17 protein-coding genes and 1 tRNA gene are annotated in these 19,608 nt (G+C 64.7%); 13 read left to right on the top strand and 5 right to left on the bottom strand.

Annotated features, from left to right (window positions below; translation table 11 throughout):
• Positions 1–84 precede the first annotated feature (84 nt).
• The 5 genes from CK230_RS07620 to CK230_RS07640 all read left to right on the top strand — a co-directional run bounded on the left by CK230_RS07620 (position 85) and on the right by CK230_RS07640 (position 5,241).
• Positions 85–645, top strand: a complete 561-nt coding sequence (locus CK230_RS07620) for a F0F1 ATP synthase subunit delta (RefSeq protein ID WP_095816595.1) — start codon at positions 85–87, stop codon at positions 643–645.
• On the top strand, positions 645–2,174 hold the full coding sequence (atpA, locus tag CK230_RS07625) for a F0F1 ATP synthase subunit alpha (protein WP_095816596.1): 1,530 nt from the start codon (positions 645–647) through the stop codon (positions 2,172–2,174). The genes CK230_RS07620 and atpA overlap by 1 nt, the downstream gene beginning before the upstream one ends.
• 33 nt (positions 2,175–2,207) lie before the next feature.
• Positions 2,208–3,092 carry a F0F1 ATP synthase subunit gamma gene (locus CK230_RS07630; protein WP_095816597.1) on the top strand — a complete coding sequence of 295 codons (885 nt, stop codon included), beginning with the start codon at positions 2,208–2,210 and terminating at the stop codon, positions 3,090–3,092.
• Between the two features lie 66 nt (positions 3,093–3,158).
• Entirely contained in the window at positions 3,159–4,718 is a 1,560-nt protein-coding gene (gene atpD, locus CK230_RS07635) for a F0F1 ATP synthase subunit beta (RefSeq protein ID WP_095816598.1), read from the top strand.
• 115 nt (positions 4,719–4,833) lie between these two features.
• On the top strand, positions 4,834–5,241 hold the full coding sequence (locus tag CK230_RS07640) for a F0F1 ATP synthase subunit epsilon (protein ID WP_095816599.1): 408 nt from the start codon (positions 4,834–4,836) through the stop codon (positions 5,239–5,241).
• Positions 5,242–5,624: 383 nt separating this feature from the next.
• Here CK230_RS07640 and CK230_RS07645 read toward each other — a convergent pair whose 3' ends face one another.
• Positions 5,625–7,118, bottom strand: a complete 1,494-nt coding sequence (locus CK230_RS07645; RefSeq protein WP_095816963.1) for a mannitol dehydrogenase family protein — start codon at positions 7,116–7,118, stop codon at positions 5,625–5,627.
• A gap of 309 nt (positions 7,119–7,427) precedes the next feature.
• On the opposite strand from CK230_RS07645, the gene uxaC reads away from it, so the two are divergent.
• From uxaC to CK230_RS07660, 3 genes are all read left to right on the top strand, one after another.
• Positions 7,428–8,837 (top strand): glucuronate isomerase, encoded by a 1,410-nt coding sequence (gene uxaC, locus CK230_RS07650; RefSeq protein ID WP_095816600.1) that lies wholly within the window; start codon positions 7,428–7,430, stop codon positions 8,835–8,837.
• 61 nt (positions 8,838–8,898) lie between these two features.
• Positions 8,899–9,666: a 2-dehydro-3-deoxy-D-gluconate 5-dehydrogenase KduD gene (gene kduD, locus CK230_RS07655; RefSeq protein WP_095816964.1), complete on the top strand. Its 768-nt coding sequence runs from the start codon at positions 8,899–8,901 to the stop codon at positions 9,664–9,666.
• Positions 9,667–9,698: 32 nt separating this feature from the next.
• Entirely contained in the window at positions 9,699–10,031 is a 333-nt protein-coding gene (locus CK230_RS07660; protein ID WP_095816601.1) for a cupin domain-containing protein, read from the top strand.
• 163 nt (positions 10,032–10,194) lie between these two features.
• On the opposite strand, the gene CK230_RS07665 is transcribed toward CK230_RS07660, so the two are convergent.
• Positions 10,195–10,821 carry a LysE family translocator gene (locus tag CK230_RS07665; RefSeq protein WP_095816602.1) on the bottom strand — a complete coding sequence of 209 codons (627 nt, stop codon included), beginning with the start codon at positions 10,819–10,821 and terminating at the stop codon, positions 10,195–10,197.
• Positions 10,822–11,319: 498 nt separating this feature from the next.
• Between CK230_RS07665 and CK230_RS33555 the strand changes: the two genes are divergently transcribed.
• Both CK230_RS33555 and recQ read left to right on the top strand, forming a co-directional pair.
• On the top strand, positions 11,320–12,921 hold the full coding sequence (locus tag CK230_RS33555) for a sulfotransferase (RefSeq protein WP_095816603.1): 1,602 nt from the start codon (positions 11,320–11,322) through the stop codon (positions 12,919–12,921).
• Positions 12,921–14,765 (top strand): DNA helicase RecQ, encoded by a 1,845-nt coding sequence (recQ, locus tag CK230_RS07675; protein ID WP_095816604.1) that lies wholly within the window; start codon positions 12,921–12,923, stop codon positions 14,763–14,765. The genes CK230_RS33555 and recQ overlap by 1 nt, the downstream gene beginning before the upstream one ends.
• A gap of 54 nt (positions 14,766–14,819) precedes the next feature.
• Here the strand turns inward: recQ and CK230_RS07680 are convergent, their stop codons facing one another.
• The gene (locus CK230_RS07680) at positions 14,820–15,209 is read right to left on the bottom strand and encodes a hypothetical protein (protein ID WP_071071251.1); all 390 of its coding nucleotides are present in this window, start codon (positions 15,207–15,209) and stop codon (positions 14,820–14,822) included.
• Positions 15,210–15,289: 80 nt separating this feature from the next.
• Here CK230_RS07680 and CK230_RS07685 point away from each other — a divergent pair, with 80 nt between their 5' ends.
• The 3 genes from CK230_RS07685 (at position 15,290) to hutH (ending at position 18,569) form a co-directional block, all read left to right on the top strand.
• Positions 15,290–15,694, top strand: a complete 405-nt coding sequence (locus CK230_RS07685) for a hypothetical protein (protein WP_095816605.1) — start codon at positions 15,290–15,292, stop codon at positions 15,692–15,694.
• 2 nt (positions 15,695–15,696) lie between these two features.
• Positions 15,697–16,833, top strand: coding sequence for a hypothetical protein (locus CK230_RS07690; RefSeq protein WP_095816606.1), 1,137 nt, complete (start codon positions 15,697–15,699; stop codon positions 16,831–16,833).
• Positions 16,834–17,081: 248 nt separating this feature from the next.
• Entirely contained in the window at positions 17,082–18,569 is a 1,488-nt protein-coding gene (hutH, locus tag CK230_RS07695) for a histidine ammonia-lyase (RefSeq protein WP_095816607.1), read from the top strand.
• Positions 18,570–18,652: 83 nt separating this feature from the next.
• On the opposite strand, the gene CK230_RS07700 is transcribed toward hutH, so the two are convergent.
• Together CK230_RS07700 and CK230_RS07705 are read right to left on the bottom strand one after the other, a co-directional pair.
• A complete protein-coding gene (locus CK230_RS07700; RefSeq protein ID WP_141246005.1) occupies positions 18,653–19,063 on the bottom strand; it encodes a hypothetical protein in 411 nt (136 codons plus the stop codon).
• Positions 19,064–19,345: 282 nt separating this feature from the next.
• A tRNA-Ser gene (locus tag CK230_RS07705) sits at positions 19,346–19,435 on the bottom strand.
• Positions 19,436–19,608 lie beyond the last annotated feature (173 nt).

Here is a 19,608-nt window from a genome sequence, read left to right on the forward strand (position 1 = left end):
AAATGCAGTAAGGTCAAAGATTTAGCCAGAGTTCTCGCTCGCGCCAACAATCTGCGGCCTGTCAGACAAGAGAAAAGACGGTCCGTGGCCCAATCGTCATCGCCAATCTCAGCTGTCGCAGAACGCTATGCAGGCTCGCTTTTCGAGCTTGCTCTGCAGGAAAATTCAGTCGCCAAGGTCGAGGCCGACCTCGCCAGCTTCGAGGCGATGCTCAACGGCAGCGACGATCTCAAGCGGCTGATCAACAGCCCGGTGTTCTCCAGCGAGGACCAGGCCAAGGCCATCGCCGCCATCGTTGACAAGGCAGGTATTACCGGTCTCGTCGGCAATTTCCTGCGCGTCGTCGCCAGGAACCGTCGCCTGTTCGCGGTGCCCGGCATGATCAAGGCATTCCGCCAGGTCGCCGCCGACCACCGCGGCGAGGCGTCCGCCGAGGTCACCTCGGCGCATGCGCTGACGGCCGCGCAGCAGACTGAACTGAAGGCGACGCTCAAGAGCATCGCCGGCAAGGATGTGGCCATCGCCATGACCGTCGATCCGTCGCTGCTCGGCGGGCTGATCGTCAAGATGGGCTCGCGCCAGATCGATACGTCGCTCAAAACCAAACTCAATTCGCTCAAGCTTGCACTGAAAGAGGTCGGCTGATGGACATCCGCGCCGCGGAAATTTCCGCAATTCTGAAAGACCAGATCAAGAATTTCGGCAAGGAGGCCGAGGTCTCCGAAGTCGGTCAGGTTCTGTCCGTCGGTGACGGCATCGCCCGCGTCTACGGCCTCGACAATGTCCAGGCCGGCGAGATGGTCGAATTCCCGGGCGGCATCCGCGGCATGGCGCTGAATCTCGAAGCCGACAATGTCGGCGTCGTCATCTTCGGCAACGACCGCGACATCAAGGAAGGCGACACCGTCAAGCGCACCGGCGCCATCGTCGACGTTCCGGTCGGTCCGGGCCTGCTTGGCCGCGTTGTCGACGCGCTCGGCAACCCGATCGACGGCAAGGGCCCGATCAAGGCCACCGAACGCAAGCGCGTCGACGTCAAGGCGCCCGGCATCATTCCGCGCAAGTCGGTGCATGAGCCGATGTCGACTGGCCTCAAGGCCATCGACGCGCTGATCCCGGTCGGCCGCGGCCAGCGTGAGCTGGTCATCGGCGACCGCCAGACCGGCAAGACCGCCATCATTCTCGACACGATGCTGAACCAGAAGTCGGTACACGACAACGGCCCGGAGAAGGAAAAGCTCTACTGCGTCTACGTCGCCGTCGGCCAGAAGCGTTCGACCGTCGCGCAGTTCGTCAAGGTGCTGGAAGAGCGGGGCGCGCTCGACTACTCCATCATCATCGCCGCCACCGCCTCCGACCCGGCGCCGATGCAGTTCCTGGCGCCGTTCGCTGGCTGCACCATGGGCGAGTATTTCCGCGACAACGGCATGCATGCGCTGATCAGCTATGACGATCTGTCGAAGCAGGCCGTCGCCTATCGCCAGATGTCGCTCTTGCTGCGCCGCCCGCCGGGCCGCGAAGCCTATCCGGGCGACGTCTTCTACCTGCACTCGCGCCTGCTCGAGCGCGCCGCCAAGCTCAATGACGATAACGGCAATGGCTCGCTGACCGCGCTGCCGATCATCGAGACGCAGGCCAACGACGTGTCGGCCTACATCCCGACCAACGTGATCTCGATCACCGATGGCCAGATCTTCCTTGAAACCAACCTGTTCTTCCAGGGCATCCGGCCGGCGGTGAACGTCGGCCTGTCGGTGTCGCGCGTCGGCTCCTCGGCGCAGATCAAGGCGATGAAGCAGGTCGCCGGCTCGATCAAGGGCGAGCTCGCGCAGTACCGCGAAATGGCGGCCTTCGCGCAGTTCGGCTCGGACCTCGACGCCGCCACGCAGCGCCTGCTCAACCGCGGTTCGCGCCTGACGGAGCTGCTCAAGCAGCCGCAGTTCTCGCCGCTCAAGACTGAAGAGCAGGTCGCGGTGATCTTCGCCGGCGTCAACGGCTATCTCGACAAGCTGCCGCTCAACCAGGTCGGCAAGTTCGAACATGGCCTGCTCAGCCACATGCGCTCGGCCGGCAAGGACGTGCTCGACGGCATCCGCAAGGAGAAGGCGCTGTCGGACGATTTGCGCGCCAAGCTCAAGGCGGAAATCGACGCCTTCGCCAAGACCTTCGCTTGAACGAAGCCGGACGCACGGGATCAGGTTTGAAGCATGGCTTCGTTAAAAGACCTTCGTAACCGCATCGCCTCGGTCAAGGCGACGCAGAAGATCACCAAGGCGATGCAGATGGTCGCCGCGGCGAAGCTGCGTCGCGCGCAGGAGGCGGCGGAAGCCGCCAGACCCTATTCCGAGCGCATGGGCGCGGTTCTGGCCAACATCACCCAGGCGATCGGCGGCGGCGGCGATGCCCCGGCGCTGATGACGGGCACCGGCAGGGACGACGTGCATCTGCTCATCGTCTGCACCGCCGAGCGCGGCCTGTGCGGTGGCTTCAACTCGCAGATCGCCCGCCTTGCCCGCGACCATATCCGCAGGCTTCTGGCCGACGGCAAGCAGGTCAAGATCATCTGCGTCGGCAAGAAGGGTTTTGACATCCTGCGCCGCGACTACGGCTCGCTGATCCTCGAGCGGGTCGACCTGCGCGAGGTCAAGACGCTCGGCTTCGCCAACGCCGACGCGATCGCGCGCAAGGTCATCCACCTCTTCAACGAGGGCGGCTTCGACATCTGCACACTGTTCTATTCGCAGTTCAAGTCGGTGATCAGCCAGATCCCGACGGCGCAGCAGATCATCCCGGCGGCGCCGGCTTCGGCCGCCGTCGGGACGGGCAACGGCGCCACCGCGGTCTACGAATACGAGCCGGAGCCGGGCGAGATCCTCTCCGACCTCATCCCGCGCAACATCGCGGTGCAGATCTTCCGGGCGCTGCTGGAAAACGCAGCCGGCGAGATGGGCGCCAAGATGAGCGCGATGGACAATGCGACGCGCAATGCCGGCGACATGATCAACAGGCTGTCGATCACCTACAACCGCCAGCGGCAGGCGCAGATCACCAAGGAACTGATCGAAATCATTTCGGGCGCCGAGGCGCTCTAGGCGCGCGGGCGGGGTCCGAGACCTCGCAGCGGCGTGAACAACGGATAGACGAAAAGGGCAAAGACGATGGCGAAAGCAGCTACCCCGAAGACCGCCGCCAAGGACGCGGCAAAGGCCCCGGCAGCCGCCGCGAAGGCCGCTCCGGCGAAGAAGGCGGCCGCGCCGGCCAAGGCTGCGGCTTCCGCCGCGAGCGTCGCGACCAAGCGTGTCGGCGCCGCCGGCAAGGTCCGCCAGGTCATCGGCGCCGTCGTCGACGTGCAGTTCGAAGATCATCTGCCGGCCATTCTGAACGCGCTGGAAACCGACAATGTCGGCAACCGCCTGGTGCTCGAGGTTGCCCAGCATCTCGGCGAGAACACCGTGCGCTGCATCGCCATGGACTCGACCGAAGGTCTGGTCCGTGGCCAGGACGTCTATGACACCGGCTCGCCGATCTCGGTTCCGGTGGGTCCTGGCATGCTCGGCCGCATCATCAACGTCATCGGCGAGCCGGTCGACGAGGAAGGCCCGGTCGACGGCGTCGAAATGCGCGCCATCCACCAGCCGGCTCCGGCTTATGTCGACCAGTCGACGGAAGCGCAGATCCTGGTGACCGGCATCAAGGTTCTCGACCTCTTGGCGCCTTACGCCCGCGGCGGCAAGATCGGCCTGTTCGGTGGCGCCGGTGTCGGAAAGACCGTGCTGATCCAGGAATTGATCAACAACGTTGCCAAGGCGCACGGCGGCTTCTCGGTGTTCGCCGGCGTCGGCGAGCGCACCCGCGAAGGCAACGACCTCTATCACGAGTTCATCGAATCGGGCGTCAACAAGAAGGGCGGCGGCCAGGGCTCCAAGGCCGCGCTGGTCTACGGCCAGATGAACGAGCCGCCGGGCGCGCGCGCCCGCGTTGGCCTGACCGGCCTGACCGTCGCCGAATATTTCCGCGACCAGGGCCAGGACGTGCTGTTCTTCGTCGACAACATCTTCCGCTTCACGCAGGCGGGCTCGGAAGTGTCGGCGCTGCTCGGCCGCATTCCTTCCGCCGTGGGTTACCAGCCGACGCTGGCCACCGACATGGGCGCGCTGCAGGAGCGCATCACGACGACGACCAAGGGCTCGATCACCTCGGTGCAGGCGATCTACGTGCCGGCCGACGACTTGACCGACCCGGCGCCGGCGACCTCCTTCGCCCACCTGGACGCGACGACCGTGCTCAACCGCGCGATCTCGGAAAAGGGCATCTACCCGGCCGTCGATCCGCTGGATTCCACCTCGCGCATGCTCGACCCGATGGTCGTCGGCGAGGAGCACTACCAGGTCGCCCGCCAGGTGCAGTCGATCCTGCAGCGCTATAAGTCGCTGCAGGACATCATCGCCATCCTGGGCATGGACGAGTTGTCGGAAGAGGACAAGCAGACGGTCGCCCGCGCCCGCAAGATCGAGCGCTTCCTGTCGCAGCCGTTCTTCGTCGCCGAAGTGTTCACCGGCTCGCCGGGCAAGCTGGTCGACCTCGCCGATACGATTAAAGGCTTCAAGGGCCTCTGCGCCGGTGACTACGACCATCTGCCGGAAGCCGCCTTCTACATGGTCGGCGGCATCGACGAAGCGGTCGAGAAGGCTCAGCGCCTCGCGGCTGAAGCGGCGTAATCAAGGGAATAGGGAGTAGTGAATAGTGAGTAGTGAGTGGCAGATGTGACGGGGGCTGTTTGGTTCCCCTTCACTTTACTGACTACTCCCTATTCCCTACTCACTAATTTTGATCATGGCTGAAGCTTTCAAGTTCGAACTGGTCTCGCCGGAGCGGCTGCTCGTTTCCGAGCAGGTCGAGTCCGTCGTCATCCCGGGGGCCGAAGGCGAGATGACGGTGATGGCGCAGCACGCGCCGGTGATGACCACCATCAAGCCCGGCGTCGTCACGGTGAAGGCCGCGGGCGGCAAGGAAGACCGCTATGTCGTGTTCGGCGGTTTCGCCGACATCCTGCCCTCCGGCTGCACGCTGCTTGCCGAATCGGCCGTGCACGTGAACGACATCGACCGCGCCGACCTCGCCCGCCGTATCCAGGATGCCAAGGAAGACGCCGCCGACGCCAAGGACGACGTGGCGCGCAGCCGCGCCGAGCAGTTCCTCAGCCAGCTCACCACGCTGGAAGGCGCGCTGCTGCCGGCCTGATTTTGGCTGCAGAGCAGCGATTTAGAAAGCGGGGCTTGCCCCGCTTTTTGTTTGCACCGTTTTCCCGCCTCCGGCGTAAACGCTGGCGATGAGCTGAAGGCTCCTGAACCTCGTCATTCCAGGGCGGAGCAAGGAGCGTAGCGACGCGCGCAGACCCTGGAATCCATGCCGTTACCTGGACCGAAGTGTGCAACGGTGCAGAATTCCGGACCGCTGCGGGGCTTCCAAGTCACGGCATGGATCCTCGGGTCTGCGCGCGTCGCTACGCTCCTTGCTCCGCCTGTGGATGACGACCGCGATAGGCGTCTCGGCCAATTGCCAAGGCATGGAATCTGCCAACGCACACTAACCAACCGGTCAAAACTTCTGTGTTAAGGAACTGGCTAATCGGCCACCTTGGGTGGCTCGTTGCCAATGCCGAGCGCGGCAAAGGCCAGCTTCGGACCGCCCTGCTTGAAATGGACCAGATGCGTGGCGACAAACTCGATTAACCGCTGGCGCTCCGCGTGGCCCATGGCGAAGCCGGCGAGGTCGAACACGGACTCGGCTATTGTCGCCGTCGGCAGATTGCGGCTGAACAGGTCGTTCAGGGCGGCGTCGAGCGGATCGGTGAAATGGCCCTCAGGCAAAGCGTCGCCGCGCGCGGCGCAAGCGGCGATCCAGGCGGCGACAACCAGCGACAGGTGCTCGGGAAGCAGGCCCCCCTCAAGCCTAGCAAGCGCTGAAGCGACGATGCGTTGCGGCAGCTTCTGGCTGCCGTCATTGGCGATCTGCGCGGTGCGGTGGGCGAGCGCGGTGTTCGAAAACCGGTCGGCGAGCTCGGCCGTGTAGGGAATGGGGTCGAGCCCGGCATCCTGCGGCAGCGTGGGAATGGCCTCGGCCCAAAGCCGGTCGACGAACAGCCGGATGGCCGGATCGGCAAAGGCGCGATCGACGGTGGCGTGGCCGCTGAGCAGACCAAGATAGGCGATGCCCGAATGCGCGCCGTTGAGCAACCTCAGCTTCATATCCTCGAAGGGGCCGACATCCTCGACCATGGTGACGCCGAATCTCTCCCAGGCCGGCCGGCCGGCCGGGAAACGGTCCTCGACCACCCATTGCCGGAAGGGCTCGGTCATCACCGGCCAGGCATCCTCGACACCGAGCTGTTGGCCGATGCGCGTCCGGTCGGCATCCGTCGTCGCCGGCACGATGCGGTCGACCATGGAAGACGGAAAGGCGACTTCGTCGGCGACATGGCGGCCGAGATCGGCATCGCGCAGCTTCGCGAATTCGATGAGCAGCCGGTGCAGCGTGGCGCCGTTGGCCGGAAGGTTGTCGCAGCAGAGCACGGTGAAGGGCGGCGTGCCGGCAATTCTGCGGCGCGCCAGCGCTTCGGCGAGAAAGCCATGCGCCGTCTTCGGTGACCCGTGGCTGGCGAGGTCATGCACGATATCGGGATGCGCGCTATCGAGCGTGCCGTCGGCTGCCCTGAGATAGGCCTTCTCGGTGATGGTCAGCGTCACGATGCGGATGCGCGGGTCGGTCAGCGCGGCGAGCACTGCGCCGGGGTCTTCAGGGGCGACGAGCAAGGACTGGATGGAGCCGATCACCTGCAGCTGTTCGCCGGCGCTGTCCCGGATCGCCAGCGTGTAGAGCCCATCCTGCGGCATCAGCGCATCGCGCGTGTCGGGGCTGCGCAGCGAGACGCCGACGATGCCCCAATTGCTCTCGCCATCCGCCAGGCAGGCGTCGACATAGGCCGCCTGGTGGGCGCGGTGAAAGGCGCCGACCCCGAGATGGACGATGCCGGGGGCGACAGAATTGCGGGCGTAGCGAGGAACCAGGACCTCGGCCGGCAGCTTCGCGATGGTGACGTTGGACAGGCGACCGTTCATGGGAAGCGAAGTCTCCGATCGAGTTGCCCCGCCTGATGCCGGGCGAAAAACGATGGCAGCGACGTAACATTCGATGTCGGCGCGCACAATGGCTGCGTTGCTTTCCAGAGCCGCCATGCTACCGATCGTTTTGTATGTTGACATTGCCTCCGACAGATTCACCGTAGATCAGGACGATGTTTCGTTGAACCGGCATCGCGATCCAACTCTTTGTCGGAGCATGATCTTTTCCGAAGACCGGTTCCCGCTTTTTGCGCTCACCGACCTTCGGTTCGAGATCATGCTCCAACGCAATCCGGGAGGAGCCAGATGGCCGCATTGACCGATCCCGATCTGCTGTTTGCGCCCGAGGCGAATTCGCGGGCATTGGCCCGTGCCCTTTATGCCGGCGTGAAAGACCTGCCCATCGTCAGCCCACACGGCCATACCGACCCGCGCTGGTATGCGCTCAACGAGCCGTTTCCGGACCCCGCACAGCTGCTGATCGTGCCCGATCACTACATCCTTCGCATGCTGTTCAGCCAGGGCTTGCAGCTTGAGGATCTCGGCGTGCCGACGCTCGATGGTTCGCCATTCGAGACTGATGGCCGTGCCATCTGGCGGCGCTTCGCCGAGCATTATTATCTCTTCCGCGGCACGCCGACCCGGCTCTGGCTCGACCATGTGCTCGGGCATCTGTTCGGCATCGAGGAGCCGCTCACCGCCGCCAGCGCCGACCGCACCTACGATAGGATCGCCACGCTGCTGCAACGCGAAGACTATCGTCCGCGCGCGCTGTTCGAGCGCTTCAACATCGAGGTGATCGCCACGACCGAGGACGCGCTCGACGATCTCAATTGGCACCGGATGATCCGCGACAGCGGCTGGAGCGGCCGCGTCGTCACCGCCTATCGGCCGGACGCAGTCGTCGATCCGGATTTCGAGGGATTTGCTTCCAATCTCGATCGCCTTGCCGACATCACCGGCTGCGATACCGGCACATGGACGGGCTATCTCGATGCGCATCGGCAGCGTCGCGCCTATTTCAAGCAATTCGGCGCCACCTCGTCCGATCATGGCCATCCGACCGCCGAGACCGCCAATCTCTCCGACGCAGCGGCCGGGGAGCTGTTCAACCGTATCCGCCGCGGCTCCGACGACGAGCGCGAGCGGCGGCTGTTCAGGGGGCAGATGTTGACCGAAATGGCCAAGATGAGTTGCGACGACGGCCTGGTGATGCAGATCCATCCGGGGTCATGGCGCAATCATTCGCCTTCCGTCTTCCAGCGTTTCGGGCGCGACAAGGGTTTCGATATCCCGACCCGCGCGGATTATGTGACAGCGCTGAAACCGCTGCTCGACTGCGTCGGGCTGGAACGCGATCTCACGGTCATCCCGTTCACGCTCGACGAGTCGAGCTATGCGCGCGAGCTGGCGCCGCTCGCCGGCGCCTACCCGGCGCTGAAACTCGGCCCGGCCTGGTGGTTCCACGACAGCCCGGAAGGGATGCGACGCTTTCGCGAAATGACCACCGAGACGGCAGGCTTCTACAACACCGTCGGCTTCAACGACGACACGCGGGCCTTTCCCTCGATCCCGGCCAGGCACGACGTTGCCCGCCGCGTCGACTGTGCCTTCCTGGCGCGGCTGGTCGCCGAGCATCGGCTGCGCGAGGACGAGGCGCATGAACTGGCCGCGGAGTTGGCCTACACGCTTGCCAAGAAGGCGTACCGGCTGTGAAGACGCGGCGCCACGGAACGGCCGATCCTTCGAGCGGCGGCAAGCGAAAGGCATGACGAGCGTGAGCGATCTTTCCGCCTTCAGCCTCACGGGCAAGCGCATCCTGGTCACCGGCGCCAACACCGGCATCGGCCAAGGCATCGCCGTGTCGGTCGCGCGCGCCGGCGGCCTGGTCGTCGGCGTCGGCCGTTCGGCGATGGACGAGACGGCCGGGAAGATCGCGGCCGCGGGCGGCAGCTTCGAAGCGGTCAAGGCCGAGCTCGGGGATCCGGCCGAGGCTGCGGCGATGCTCGACCGCATCTGGGATCAAAACGGCCCGATCGACGGGCTGGTCAACAATGCCGGCATCATCCGGCGCGCCGATGCGGTCGATCTGAGCGAGGCCGATTGGGACGAGGTGATGGACGTCAATCTGAAGACGGTTTTTCGGCTCTGCCAGGGTTTTGCCAGGCGCGTGCTTGCCGAACCGGGACGGCGCGGCAAGATCGTCAACATCGCCTCGGTGCTGAGCTTCCAGGGCGGCATCCGCGTCGCTTCCTATACGGCTTCGAAGCATGGCGTGCTCGGCTTGACGAGGCTGCTCGCCTGCGAATGGGCAGCGAAAGGCATCAACGTCAACGGCATCGCGCCGGGCTATATCGAGACCAACAACACCGAAGCCTTGCGCGCCGACCCCGACCGCAGCGCCGCCATCCTTGGCCGCATCCCAGCCGGACGCTGGGGCCGGCCCGACGACATCGGCGACGCGGCCGTGTTCCTGCTGGCACGGGCGTCGGACTATATGCATGGCGCGGTGATGCCGGTCGATGGCGGCTGGCTGGCGCGGTGACCATTTCCTGCCAATTCGAACGGACATGAACGATGACCGACATTTTCTGCCATGCCAACGAAAAAGCCTGGGAGCCGACGCCGGACGGCAACAGGCGGCGCGTGCTGGTGCATACCGACGAACTAATGATGGTCGAATTCGCCTTCGAAAAGGGCGGCGTCGGCGCTCTGCATTCGCATCCGCACGTCCAGGCAAGCTATGTCGCCGGGGGCCGCTTCGAGGTCACCATCGACAGCCGATCGGAGATCCTCGAAACAGGAAGCAGCTTCATCGTGCCTTCCAACCTCGTGCACGGCGTCAAGGCGCTGGAGACCGGGCGCCTGGTCGACAGCTTCGCGCCTTGCCGGGCCGATTTCCTCGGTTGACTTGTCAGAAACGAGAAGCCCGCGCCGTGAGGCGCGGGCTTGTTGCCTGGGCGCTTGTGGCGCCGCCGCGGTACTCGAAACATCGCCGCAGGAGGGCAAAGGTGCCGCAGCATGGTGAAGATAGGTTTAACGGCGACTGACTGCCGGCAGCCCGGGAAGGAATTCAGCGCTGCTGCAGCGCGAGCCGCACGCCCAGCGCGCAATAGATGCCGCCGACCACCTTGCCCTGCCATTTCAGCATCGCCGGATTGCGGCGCAGGAAGGAACCCAGGCCGCCCGCGCTGACGGCGAAGATCACTGTGCTGAACAGTCCGAGCAGGACAAAGATGATGCCGAGCAGCATCAGCTGCAGCACCACGAAACCGCTTTGCGGGTGGACGAATTGCGGCAGGAAGGCGAGGAAGAACAAGGCGGTCTTGGGGTTGAGCACTTCGGTCAGGATCGCCTGCCGGAAGGCGCGGCCCGCGGAAATGGGTAGCGACCTGCCCGCCAGATCGGCCGGCGCCTTTTCGAGAATGGCGCGGATACCGAGATAAACGAGATAGGCCGCGCCGATATATTTGATGATGCTGAACAGCATCGCCGAGGCGGCGATGATGGCCGAGATGCCGACAATGGCCATGATGGTGTGGATGACATCACCCGCCGCGACACCGGCGCCGGTGGCGATGCCGACCTTCGTGCCCGAGCTCGTCGCCCGCGCCACGGTGAGCAGCGTCGCCGGTCCCGGAATGAAGACGAAGCCGAACACGACCGCGATGTAGGTGATGAGCGTGGCTTGGTCGATCATGCGAAGGCTCCTTTGCGTCTGCCGCTGTCCCGGCGTCTACCGGTCATAGCACCGGAGGTTGTGCCGGTGGAACTCCCCGGCGGTGACGTCGGCGGTCGCCGCGGTCCGGAGCGGAGCGCCGCGACGGTCGGGCGGGGCCTCAACGATTTTTCACCGCCGCGCCATGCGTTTCCTGCCCCCGCGCGTCACGGCGCCATGTCCGGATGCTGTTCGCAACGGATCCGGGGATTGGCTTTGACCTTCCGTTTCAGCGCACGTCGTTGTATCGAAGCGACGAGACCGGACGATGCCATGGGCAGTCGAGCCAAGGTGCCTGTCGCAGGGGGGCAAGATAAAGGGGACTTGCTTGAAAGATCAGGCGGCATGTGAGACCCCGCCAAACCGGGCAGGAGTGCTTGGCGACGAGCGGCCTCGTCGTCGTGGCGGAGCCGGCCCCGGGAAGCAGCCTGCCGCATGATCCGGCAACCTATTCTTACCGCAAGGCGACATGGACTTATCGTGGCGCCGGACATGCTGCGGGGCAGCGACGGGATCAACATCAACGGACCGTCACTGATCAGCATGCCCGACTGGGCGCCGGGACGGCTGGGCGCCTACCATCTCTACTTCGCCGACCATGGGGGCTCCTATATCCGCCTCGCTTACGCGGATTCGATCGAGGGTCCGTGGCACATCCATCCCGGCGGGGTGCTGTCCCTCGATCAATGCCAGTTCATCAAAGACCACATCGCGTCTCCCGACATTCATGTCGATCAGCGGAATCGTCGCTTCGTGATGTATTTCCATGGACCGGCAAGGGACGCGCCAGGCCAGGTGACCTTTGCCGCGACATCCAGTGACGGCCTTCGTTTCAATCCGCTTTCCGAGCCGCTCGGGCCGTCCTACGCCCGGTTCTTTCACCACGATCAGTGGTGGTACGGTCTTCTCGGGACCGGAGCGATCACCGTCTTCCGGTCCAGAAACGGCATCTCCGATTTCGAACAGGGTCCAGTCGTTCTGCCCGGCGTGAAGCGTGTTCCCACCCCACGGCATCTGGCGCTGCAGAAATCCGGTCGCTGGCTGCGGGTCTATTACACGCGCAGGGGCGACGCGCCGGAGCGGATCCTTCACGGCACGATCGATCTTGCCGAGGACTGGCGAAACTGGACGGTTCGCGGCGACACCGAACTGATGCGGCCACGGACGGACTTCGAAGGGGCGGCTCTACCGGTCCGTCGCAGCCGGGAGGGTCCGGCCAAGGGCAGGGAGAACGCTCTGCGCGATCCCGCCATTTTCGAGGAGAACGGGAGAACCTGGCTGCTCTACGCCGTCGCAGGAGAGAGCGGCATCGCCTTGGCCGAGATCATCTCGAGGGACGCCCCGGCCAAAGCGGCTCGAACGCCGGCGACGGTCTTGCGCCGCTGCGCAAGATGGCTGTTCTGGCGCCTGCGCAAGGCCGCGCGGCGGCTGCCATCGGCAATGACGTTTCGCAAGCGGATCTTCATCGCCGGCTGCGCCCGCAGTGGAACCACGCTCAGCCGTCGTTTGATGGGGTGCTTCGACGACATCTATGTCCATACCGACGAAGCGCCCTACCAGGCGCTGCTCGAATTGGATCGCCCCGAAGCCAATCTCGTCGTCAAACGCACCCACGAGAGCCATAAGGACATCGAGCATCTGCCGGACTCGGTGGGGTTGATCTATTGCGTGCGGCATCCTTTCGACGTGCTCACCAGCTCTCATCCGGAGACGGTGAAAGAGCGGCGTTTTCATGTGACGACCGAACGCTGGGTGGCGGAATACGACGGATTGATGCGGCTTAGGCAGGCTCAACCCGAGAGAGCCGTTTTCTATTTGCGCTATGAGGAACTGATCGCCGAACCGGATATCGTCCAGGCCAGGATCGCCCGGTCGTTCGGTCTTTCACCGGTCACCCTGTACAGCCGGGATGCGGACAATCCGATACGGGCGACGTCGCTGAGAAAATGGGAGCACAATGAAGAATTCCGGACCTATCTGCATGGCCTTCCAGCGGCGTTCCTGGCGCGTGTGGAAAGCTTCTGCAGTGAATTCGGCTACGACATGCCGGCTGATACCTTGAGCGCGGGAGCGGTGCGGTGATGCCGGCGCTGGCAGCCGGCCTGCGGGCCGAGGACCACAAGCGTCGCGTCCTGAAGGATGTCTTCGGCTACGACGATTTCCGTCCTGGGCAGGCGACCGTGATCGAGGCGCTGCTAGCCGGGCGCCATGTGCTGGCGGTCATGCCGACGGGCGCCGGCAAGTCGCTCTGCTATCAGGTTCCGGCGCTGGTCAAGGGCGGGCTCACCATCGTGGTGTCGCCGCTGGTGGCGCTGATGCAGGATCAGGTCGCCGCCTTGCGTCTCGCCGGCGTGGCCGCCGACACGATCAATTCCTCGCTCGACCGCGACGCCAATGTGGCGGCCTGGCGCCGCGTGGCGTCGGGGCAGACGCGGCTGCTCTATCTGGCGCCGGAGCGGCTGATGACGGAGCGGATGCTGGCCGCGCTGTCGCGGCTCGATGTCAGCTTGATCGCCATCGACGAGGCGCACTGCATCTCGCAATGGGGCCCGGCCTTCCGGCGCGAATATGAGGACCTGTCGCAGCTGCGCGGCGTGTTTCCGCACGTGCCGATCATAGCGCTGACCGCGACCGCCGACGAGGCGACTCGCGGCGATATCGAGGCACGGCTGTTTGCCGGGCCCGCCGAAACCATGGTGCTGGGTTTCGACCGGCCCAACATCAAGCTGGCCATGGAGACCAAGCAGGACAGCAAGCGCCAGCTGCTGCGCTTCGTCGAGCGGCATCAGGGCAAGAGCGGCATCATCTACTGCCTGTCGCGGCGCAAGACGGAGGAAATGGCGGCCTTCCTTGAGAAGTACGGCGTGCGCGCGCTTGCCTACCATGCCGGCATGAGCAAGGAGGCGCGCGAGGCGAACCAGAACGCCTTCATGAGCCTGTCGGGCGTCGTCATGGTGGCGACCATCGCCTTCGGTATGGGCATCGACAAGCCCGACGTCGCCTATGTCTTCCACACCGATCTGCCGGGCAGCCTGGAGGCCTATTACCAGGAGATCGGCCGCGCCGGGCGCGACGGCCGGCCGGCGGAAGCGCATATGCTCTACGGCGCCGGCGACATCCGCACACGCCGGATGTTCATCGACGAGGAGGATACCTCGCCCGAGCACAAAAGACGGGCGCATCGCCGGCTCGACACGCTGATCGGCTATTGCGAGACGGCGCAGTGCCGGCGCCAGGTGCTGCTCGGCTATTTCGGCGAGGAGGCGAAGGCCTGCGGCAATTGCGACAATTGTCTTGACCAGGCGCCGCGCGCCGACGGCAGCGCCGAGGCGCGCGTCATCCTCGCCGCCGTGGCGCAGAGCGGCGAGCGTTTCGGCGCCGCCCATGTCATCGATATCCTGCTCGGCCACGAGACCGAGAAGGTGCTGGCGAGAGGCCATCAGAAGCTCGCCAGCTTCAGGACCGGCATCATGCACAGGAAGCCGGTCTGGCTGTCGCTGATCCGGCAGCTGGTCGCCGGCGGCTTCCTGGTGCCGGATCCGGACGGCCATGGCGGTCTCGTCATCTCGGAAAGCGGCCGCGCGCTCGGGCTCGGCGAGGTTGCGTTCGAGTATCGCGTCGAGGGCCGGGACCGTCTCGCGCGCGGCAGGAAGCGCGCCGCGCAAGGCGCCGGTACGGATGGGGACGGCGTCGATGCATCGCTTCTGGCGACGCTGAAGACGCTGCGGCTACGGCTCGCCAAGGAACGCCAGGTGCCGGCCTATGTGGTTTTCTCCGACCGCACCCTGATCGACATGGCCGAGCGCCGCCCGCAAGACCTCGACGAGTTCGCCGAGGTGAACGGCGTGGGTGCGGCGAAGCTGAAGGAGTTCGGCGAGGTTTTCCTGAGCGCGATCGCCGCGCATCGGGCCGATGGGTCGGACTGAAGCCTCATCGAAGGATCGCGCTGCGCGCCGCCACTCATCAATCTCGACGGGACATCAATAGGCTTTGAGCTTACCCGCCCAGCGATCCCGCCCTGCCCAATAGGGGCATTTCGGACAGACGCCGCCTTCAGGGTAATCGGTCCCTTCCTCATGCGGACACCCGAGAATTCCGTCGACCATGACCACGGAATGGACGTCTTGCTCCCACAAGAACGCCGCGATTTCGGCAAAGATCTTGTCATCCTTGCGCAGATCGCCCGTTTCGCCGAACCACCGACGCAGCTCGGTCACCTCTGAGTCCTGGTAGGGAAGTATGGCGGCGGCCACCTTGGTGGCGCGGCTGTCATCGGGACCATAGAAGGCGATGGTGCCAACAGGGTAGCTTCGCACTCCTTTCTTGGCTTTCTTCTCGATCCACTTCCTTGCCCGTTGTTCCGGTTTCATGTTTGCTTGCTCAGTTGTGAATCGGCAGGATGTCGACGGTCGTAAGAGATAAGGTCAGCAAACAAGGATGAATCAAGCCCATGGTCCAAGGCAAGCAGTGGGTCCATAGGGCCGCGAGGCCCGCGGCGGTCGACCAGCGGGAAAAACAGGCGATTGTCACGGCATGCGAGAAGTTTATTCAGGACGTCCTCAAGCCCAGGTACCTGTCCGAGATACGACCGACGAAATGGAACTACACAGTCGACATCCGGGGCGCATGGGCGGGTGGACGGTACCGCTTCATCCAGCGCTTCCGGTCGGGCTGGGAGCAAAATCGCGGCGAGGAGTTCGACGCGCCATTCGCCAGGCTGGACCGCATCGGATCAGACAGATTCGACATTTATTGGATGCGGCATACAGGCAAATGGTGGCCATTGCATGCGGATGTAACGCTCGTCGAGGCGCTGCATATCCTCGAAGCCGATGAACTCCTGCACCCGGTTTAGCAATGAGCGAATACCAATATTATGAATTCCAGGCGATCGATCGTCCTCTTAGCAATACTGATCGCCAGGTGCTTCGCGGTCTGTCATCGCGGGCCCGGATCACGGCCGCCAGCTTCACGAATTCCTACGAGTGGGGAGACTTCAAGGGCGATCCGGACGAGCTTATGGCGCGCTGGTTCGATCTTCATCTCTATTTCGCCAACTGGGGCACCCGCCGCCTGATGATCAAGCTGCCGGCCCGGCTGGTCGATCGGGATCGCATAGGCGCCTTCCTCGCGGCGACCGACGATGTCGTGCTCGAAGACGCCGGCGAGAACGTCATCATAAGCATCTCACGCGACGAGTTGGAGCTCGAATATCTCGACGATGAGGACTCGAGTTGGCTCGCGGCTCTGGCGCCGTTGCGTGCCGACTTGCTCGCAGGCGATCTTCGGCTTTTCTATCTCACCTGGCTGATGGCGGTCGAAGCGGCCGCGATCGCTCCCGATGCGCCGGAGCCGATGCCGGGAATCGGACCCTTGACCGAGGCGCTCGAAGCCTTTGCCGCGTTCTTCGGCATCGACCATGATCTCGTCCAGGCGGCGGCCGAGCGACGCGCGGAGACGGCGCCCGATGGCCCGGCGCCGGATATGGCCCGCCGGGTGGTCGCGGCGATGAGCGATGCCGAGAAGACCGGTCTGCTCATGCGGGTTTTCAACGGCGAGCCCAACATGTCCGCCGAGTTGCGGGCTGCGATACGGGCGCGTCTGGAACCCGAGACGACAATTTCGCTTGGCGCTTTGCGCAAAGCGGCGGATCTGCAGGCGCGGGCGGAAGAAATTCGCCTTGCCCGCAAGCGCGCCGAGGCGGAGCTGGCGGAAGCGCAGCGGCGATTGCAAGCGGAAGCGGCTGAGAAGGCCCGCGACGTCCGGCTCGAGGCCCTTCGCCAGCGGGGCGAAAACGTCTGGGCAGAGGTCGAGACCGAGATCGCGCGGCGCAACCCAGCCGGTTACGACAAGGCGGCGGCGCTTCTTTCCGATCTGTCGGTGCTTGCCGAAAGAGAGGGCAGCACCGAGGAATTTCGCGGCCGGCTTCAAGCGATTCGGGAACGTCACGCCGGCAAGGGGCGCTTCATCGAACGTCTGGACCTGCTGGCATAGCAATGCTCGGCCGCCTCCGGGCGGAAGCCACGGTGAGGTCGCCAGCCTAACCGTTTCATGCTTTTTTCTGGAATTGCACCCGGGCGCCGATCAGGATCGACGCAGTTGCGCTGATATTTTCACTTTTGTCCCGCCGGCAAGGCGAAATTCCGACAAAAAGCTTGCCCGAGAGGCCTTAGGTACGGCGCTGCTGGGACACAGGGGTTCAGCGCAACTTTTTGGCGGCTAGCAGTCTGGGTAGGTTCACAATGACAGTAACCATCGACAATGCCGCAAGCTGGCGGGACATTGCGCGTGTCGGCGACGGCGAAATGCTGGCCTTGGCGCCGGCCGGCTGGGATCGCATCGCGCTTGCCAACAAGATCGTCGCAAGCCTCGTCGAGAAGGGCATCCGCGCCTATGGCGTGAACACAGGGGTCGGGGCGCTGGCAAGCCAGGTGGTGGAGCCGGCCTTGCAGGAGAAGCTGTCGCGCAACATCATCCTCAGCCATGCCTGCGGCGTCGGCGAACTGGTGCCGGAACGCAGCATCCGCGCCGTCATTGCCGCGCAGGTGGCGAATTTCGCGCATGGCCATTCGGGCGTGCGGCCGCAGATCGTGCGCAACCTGCTCACCTTCCTCGAGCGAGGCTGCGTTCCGGACGTTCCGTCGCGAGGATCGGCCGGTTATCTGACGCACAATGCCCATATCGCCCTGGTGCTGATCGGCGAGGGCAGGGCGACTGTCGCCGGGCGGAAGATGAGCGGCCGCGAGGCGCTGGCCGAGATCGGCCTGGAGCCGCTGGTGCTGGGCGCCAAGGAAGGCCTGAGCCTCGTCAACGGCACGGCATGCGCGACCGGCCTCACAAGCATCGCCCTGGTTCGCGCCGAGCGTCTGCTCGCCTGGGCCGACGCGGCGGCGGCACTGACGCTGGAAGCCGCCGGCGGGCAGATGGCGGCCTTTGACGAAACCGTGCTGGCGATGCGGCCGTCGCCCGGCATCGAGGCGGTCGGCGCCTCGCTACGGCGTCTGCTCGACGGCAGCGGGCTGCTCCAGGCGGCGCAGGGCAGCCGCACGCAGGACGCGCTCAGCCTTCGCGCCGTGCCGCATGTGCATGGCGCGGCGCGCGAGGTGCTGGAACGCTCGGCACTGCTGGTCGACCGTGAGCTTGCCTCGGTGACCGACAATCCCGCCGTGGCCGGCACGCCCGATGACCCGAAAGTGTTTTCGCAGGCGCATCCGGTGGCGCCCGCGCTCGGGCAGACCGCCGACGGTCTGACGATCGCGCTGGCGCAGGTCGCGGCGATGAGCGAGCGCCGCATCGACCGCCTCGTCAATCCGCTGGTCAACAATCTGCCGGCATTCCTCGCCGCCGAGGGCGGCTGCAATTCGGGCTTCATGATCGCCCAGTACACGGCCGCGTCGCTCAGCAACGTCAACCGGCGCCTCGCAGCCCCGGCGGCGACGGATGGCGGCGTCACTTCCGGCCTGCAGGAGGATTTCCTCGCCCATCCGACAGTGGCGGCCAACAAGCTTCTGGCCGTCATCGACAACGCCGAATACATCCTGGCGATCGAGCTGATGGCCGCAGCGCAGGCGCATGATCTCCTGTCCGGCAGGGCCGCGCGGGCACCCGGCACGGACGCCATCTACCGCGCCGTGCGCCAACGCATCGCGCATTACAGCGACGACCGGCCGCTGTCCTGGGACATGGAAATGCTGCGCGATTTCATCCGCGAGGCGGATGTGGCTGGATAAGTATAACAGCGGGAGAGGTCTGAGCCGCTCTGATATCAGGTGCTCATCAATCGAACTGCCACCAGCGATTGACTTTAAGAAGGCTAATGCCAAAGGCAGATCCGGACGTCCTTCCCTGCATAGCATGCGCCTTCGCGACGAAGGTCTTCCCATCTTTCGCCGCCGTGGGTCGCCTCAATATCCGCGTTCGAATAGCCTGCCCAGGAATCTCCGTCCTTGTAAACGACGGCCCAGTAATCCTTCGACATCTCGCCAGCCCCGCTATGCGGGTCGGGATAGTCGATGCCTGCGAAAACCTGCTTGGGCCCCTGAATGTTGAAATCGCCGCCCTGCTCGATCTGATAGGAGCATTTTCCGGAGATGCGCGTCTCGCCGTGAACGACAAGCAGGCAGCGGCCCCATTTGTAACCGCTCGGCAGACGATGCTGTGCTGCCTGCGAAGGCGAAACGGAAAACGCGATTGCTAGGCCAATCGCGATGGTTCGCCCGGTCAACAGCCAACGCAAAGAGCGACGTGGCACCGTTGCATTCCGCCCAGAGCGCATGCCGAACGGCCCTCCGCAGGATGATCCTCTGAGATCATATTCTGCCGACCATAGCGGATTCTTGTCACGCGGGTGTGTGCTGCTTCACGGTCCGGGTGTGATCGATCGAAACGCGCTTGGCTGCGCCTGAGGGCATCTAGGCCCGGCCCTCATTCGCTAAAGCTTCGAAGGCCATCCTGCTTCGCGCGGAAGGTCGGACTTGTCCTGCGAAGCGCGCAGCGCGAAGCAGTATGGCGGAGAGGGAGGGATTCGAACCCCCGATACCCTTGCGAGTATGCCGCATTTCGAGTGCGGTGCATTCGACCACTCTGCCACCTCTCCGCGAGGTCATGGTCGGCCGTTGCCGGCGCGGCGCACTAGATAACGGCTGACTGCTGCAGATACAAGGCCCTATTCGAGCGAATTCCAGCTTCCGCGAATAGCGGCGGCGACGCGCCGGACCGATATTTGCCGGCAACGCTGCTCACGGCCTCTTCAGGACAAGGCCGTTCGCC

Origin of the sequence: Mesorhizobium sp. WSM3859 (genome assembly GCF_002295065.1) — a bacterium.
Lineage (GTDB): Bacteria > Pseudomonadota > Alphaproteobacteria > Rhizobiales > Rhizobiaceae > Mesorhizobium.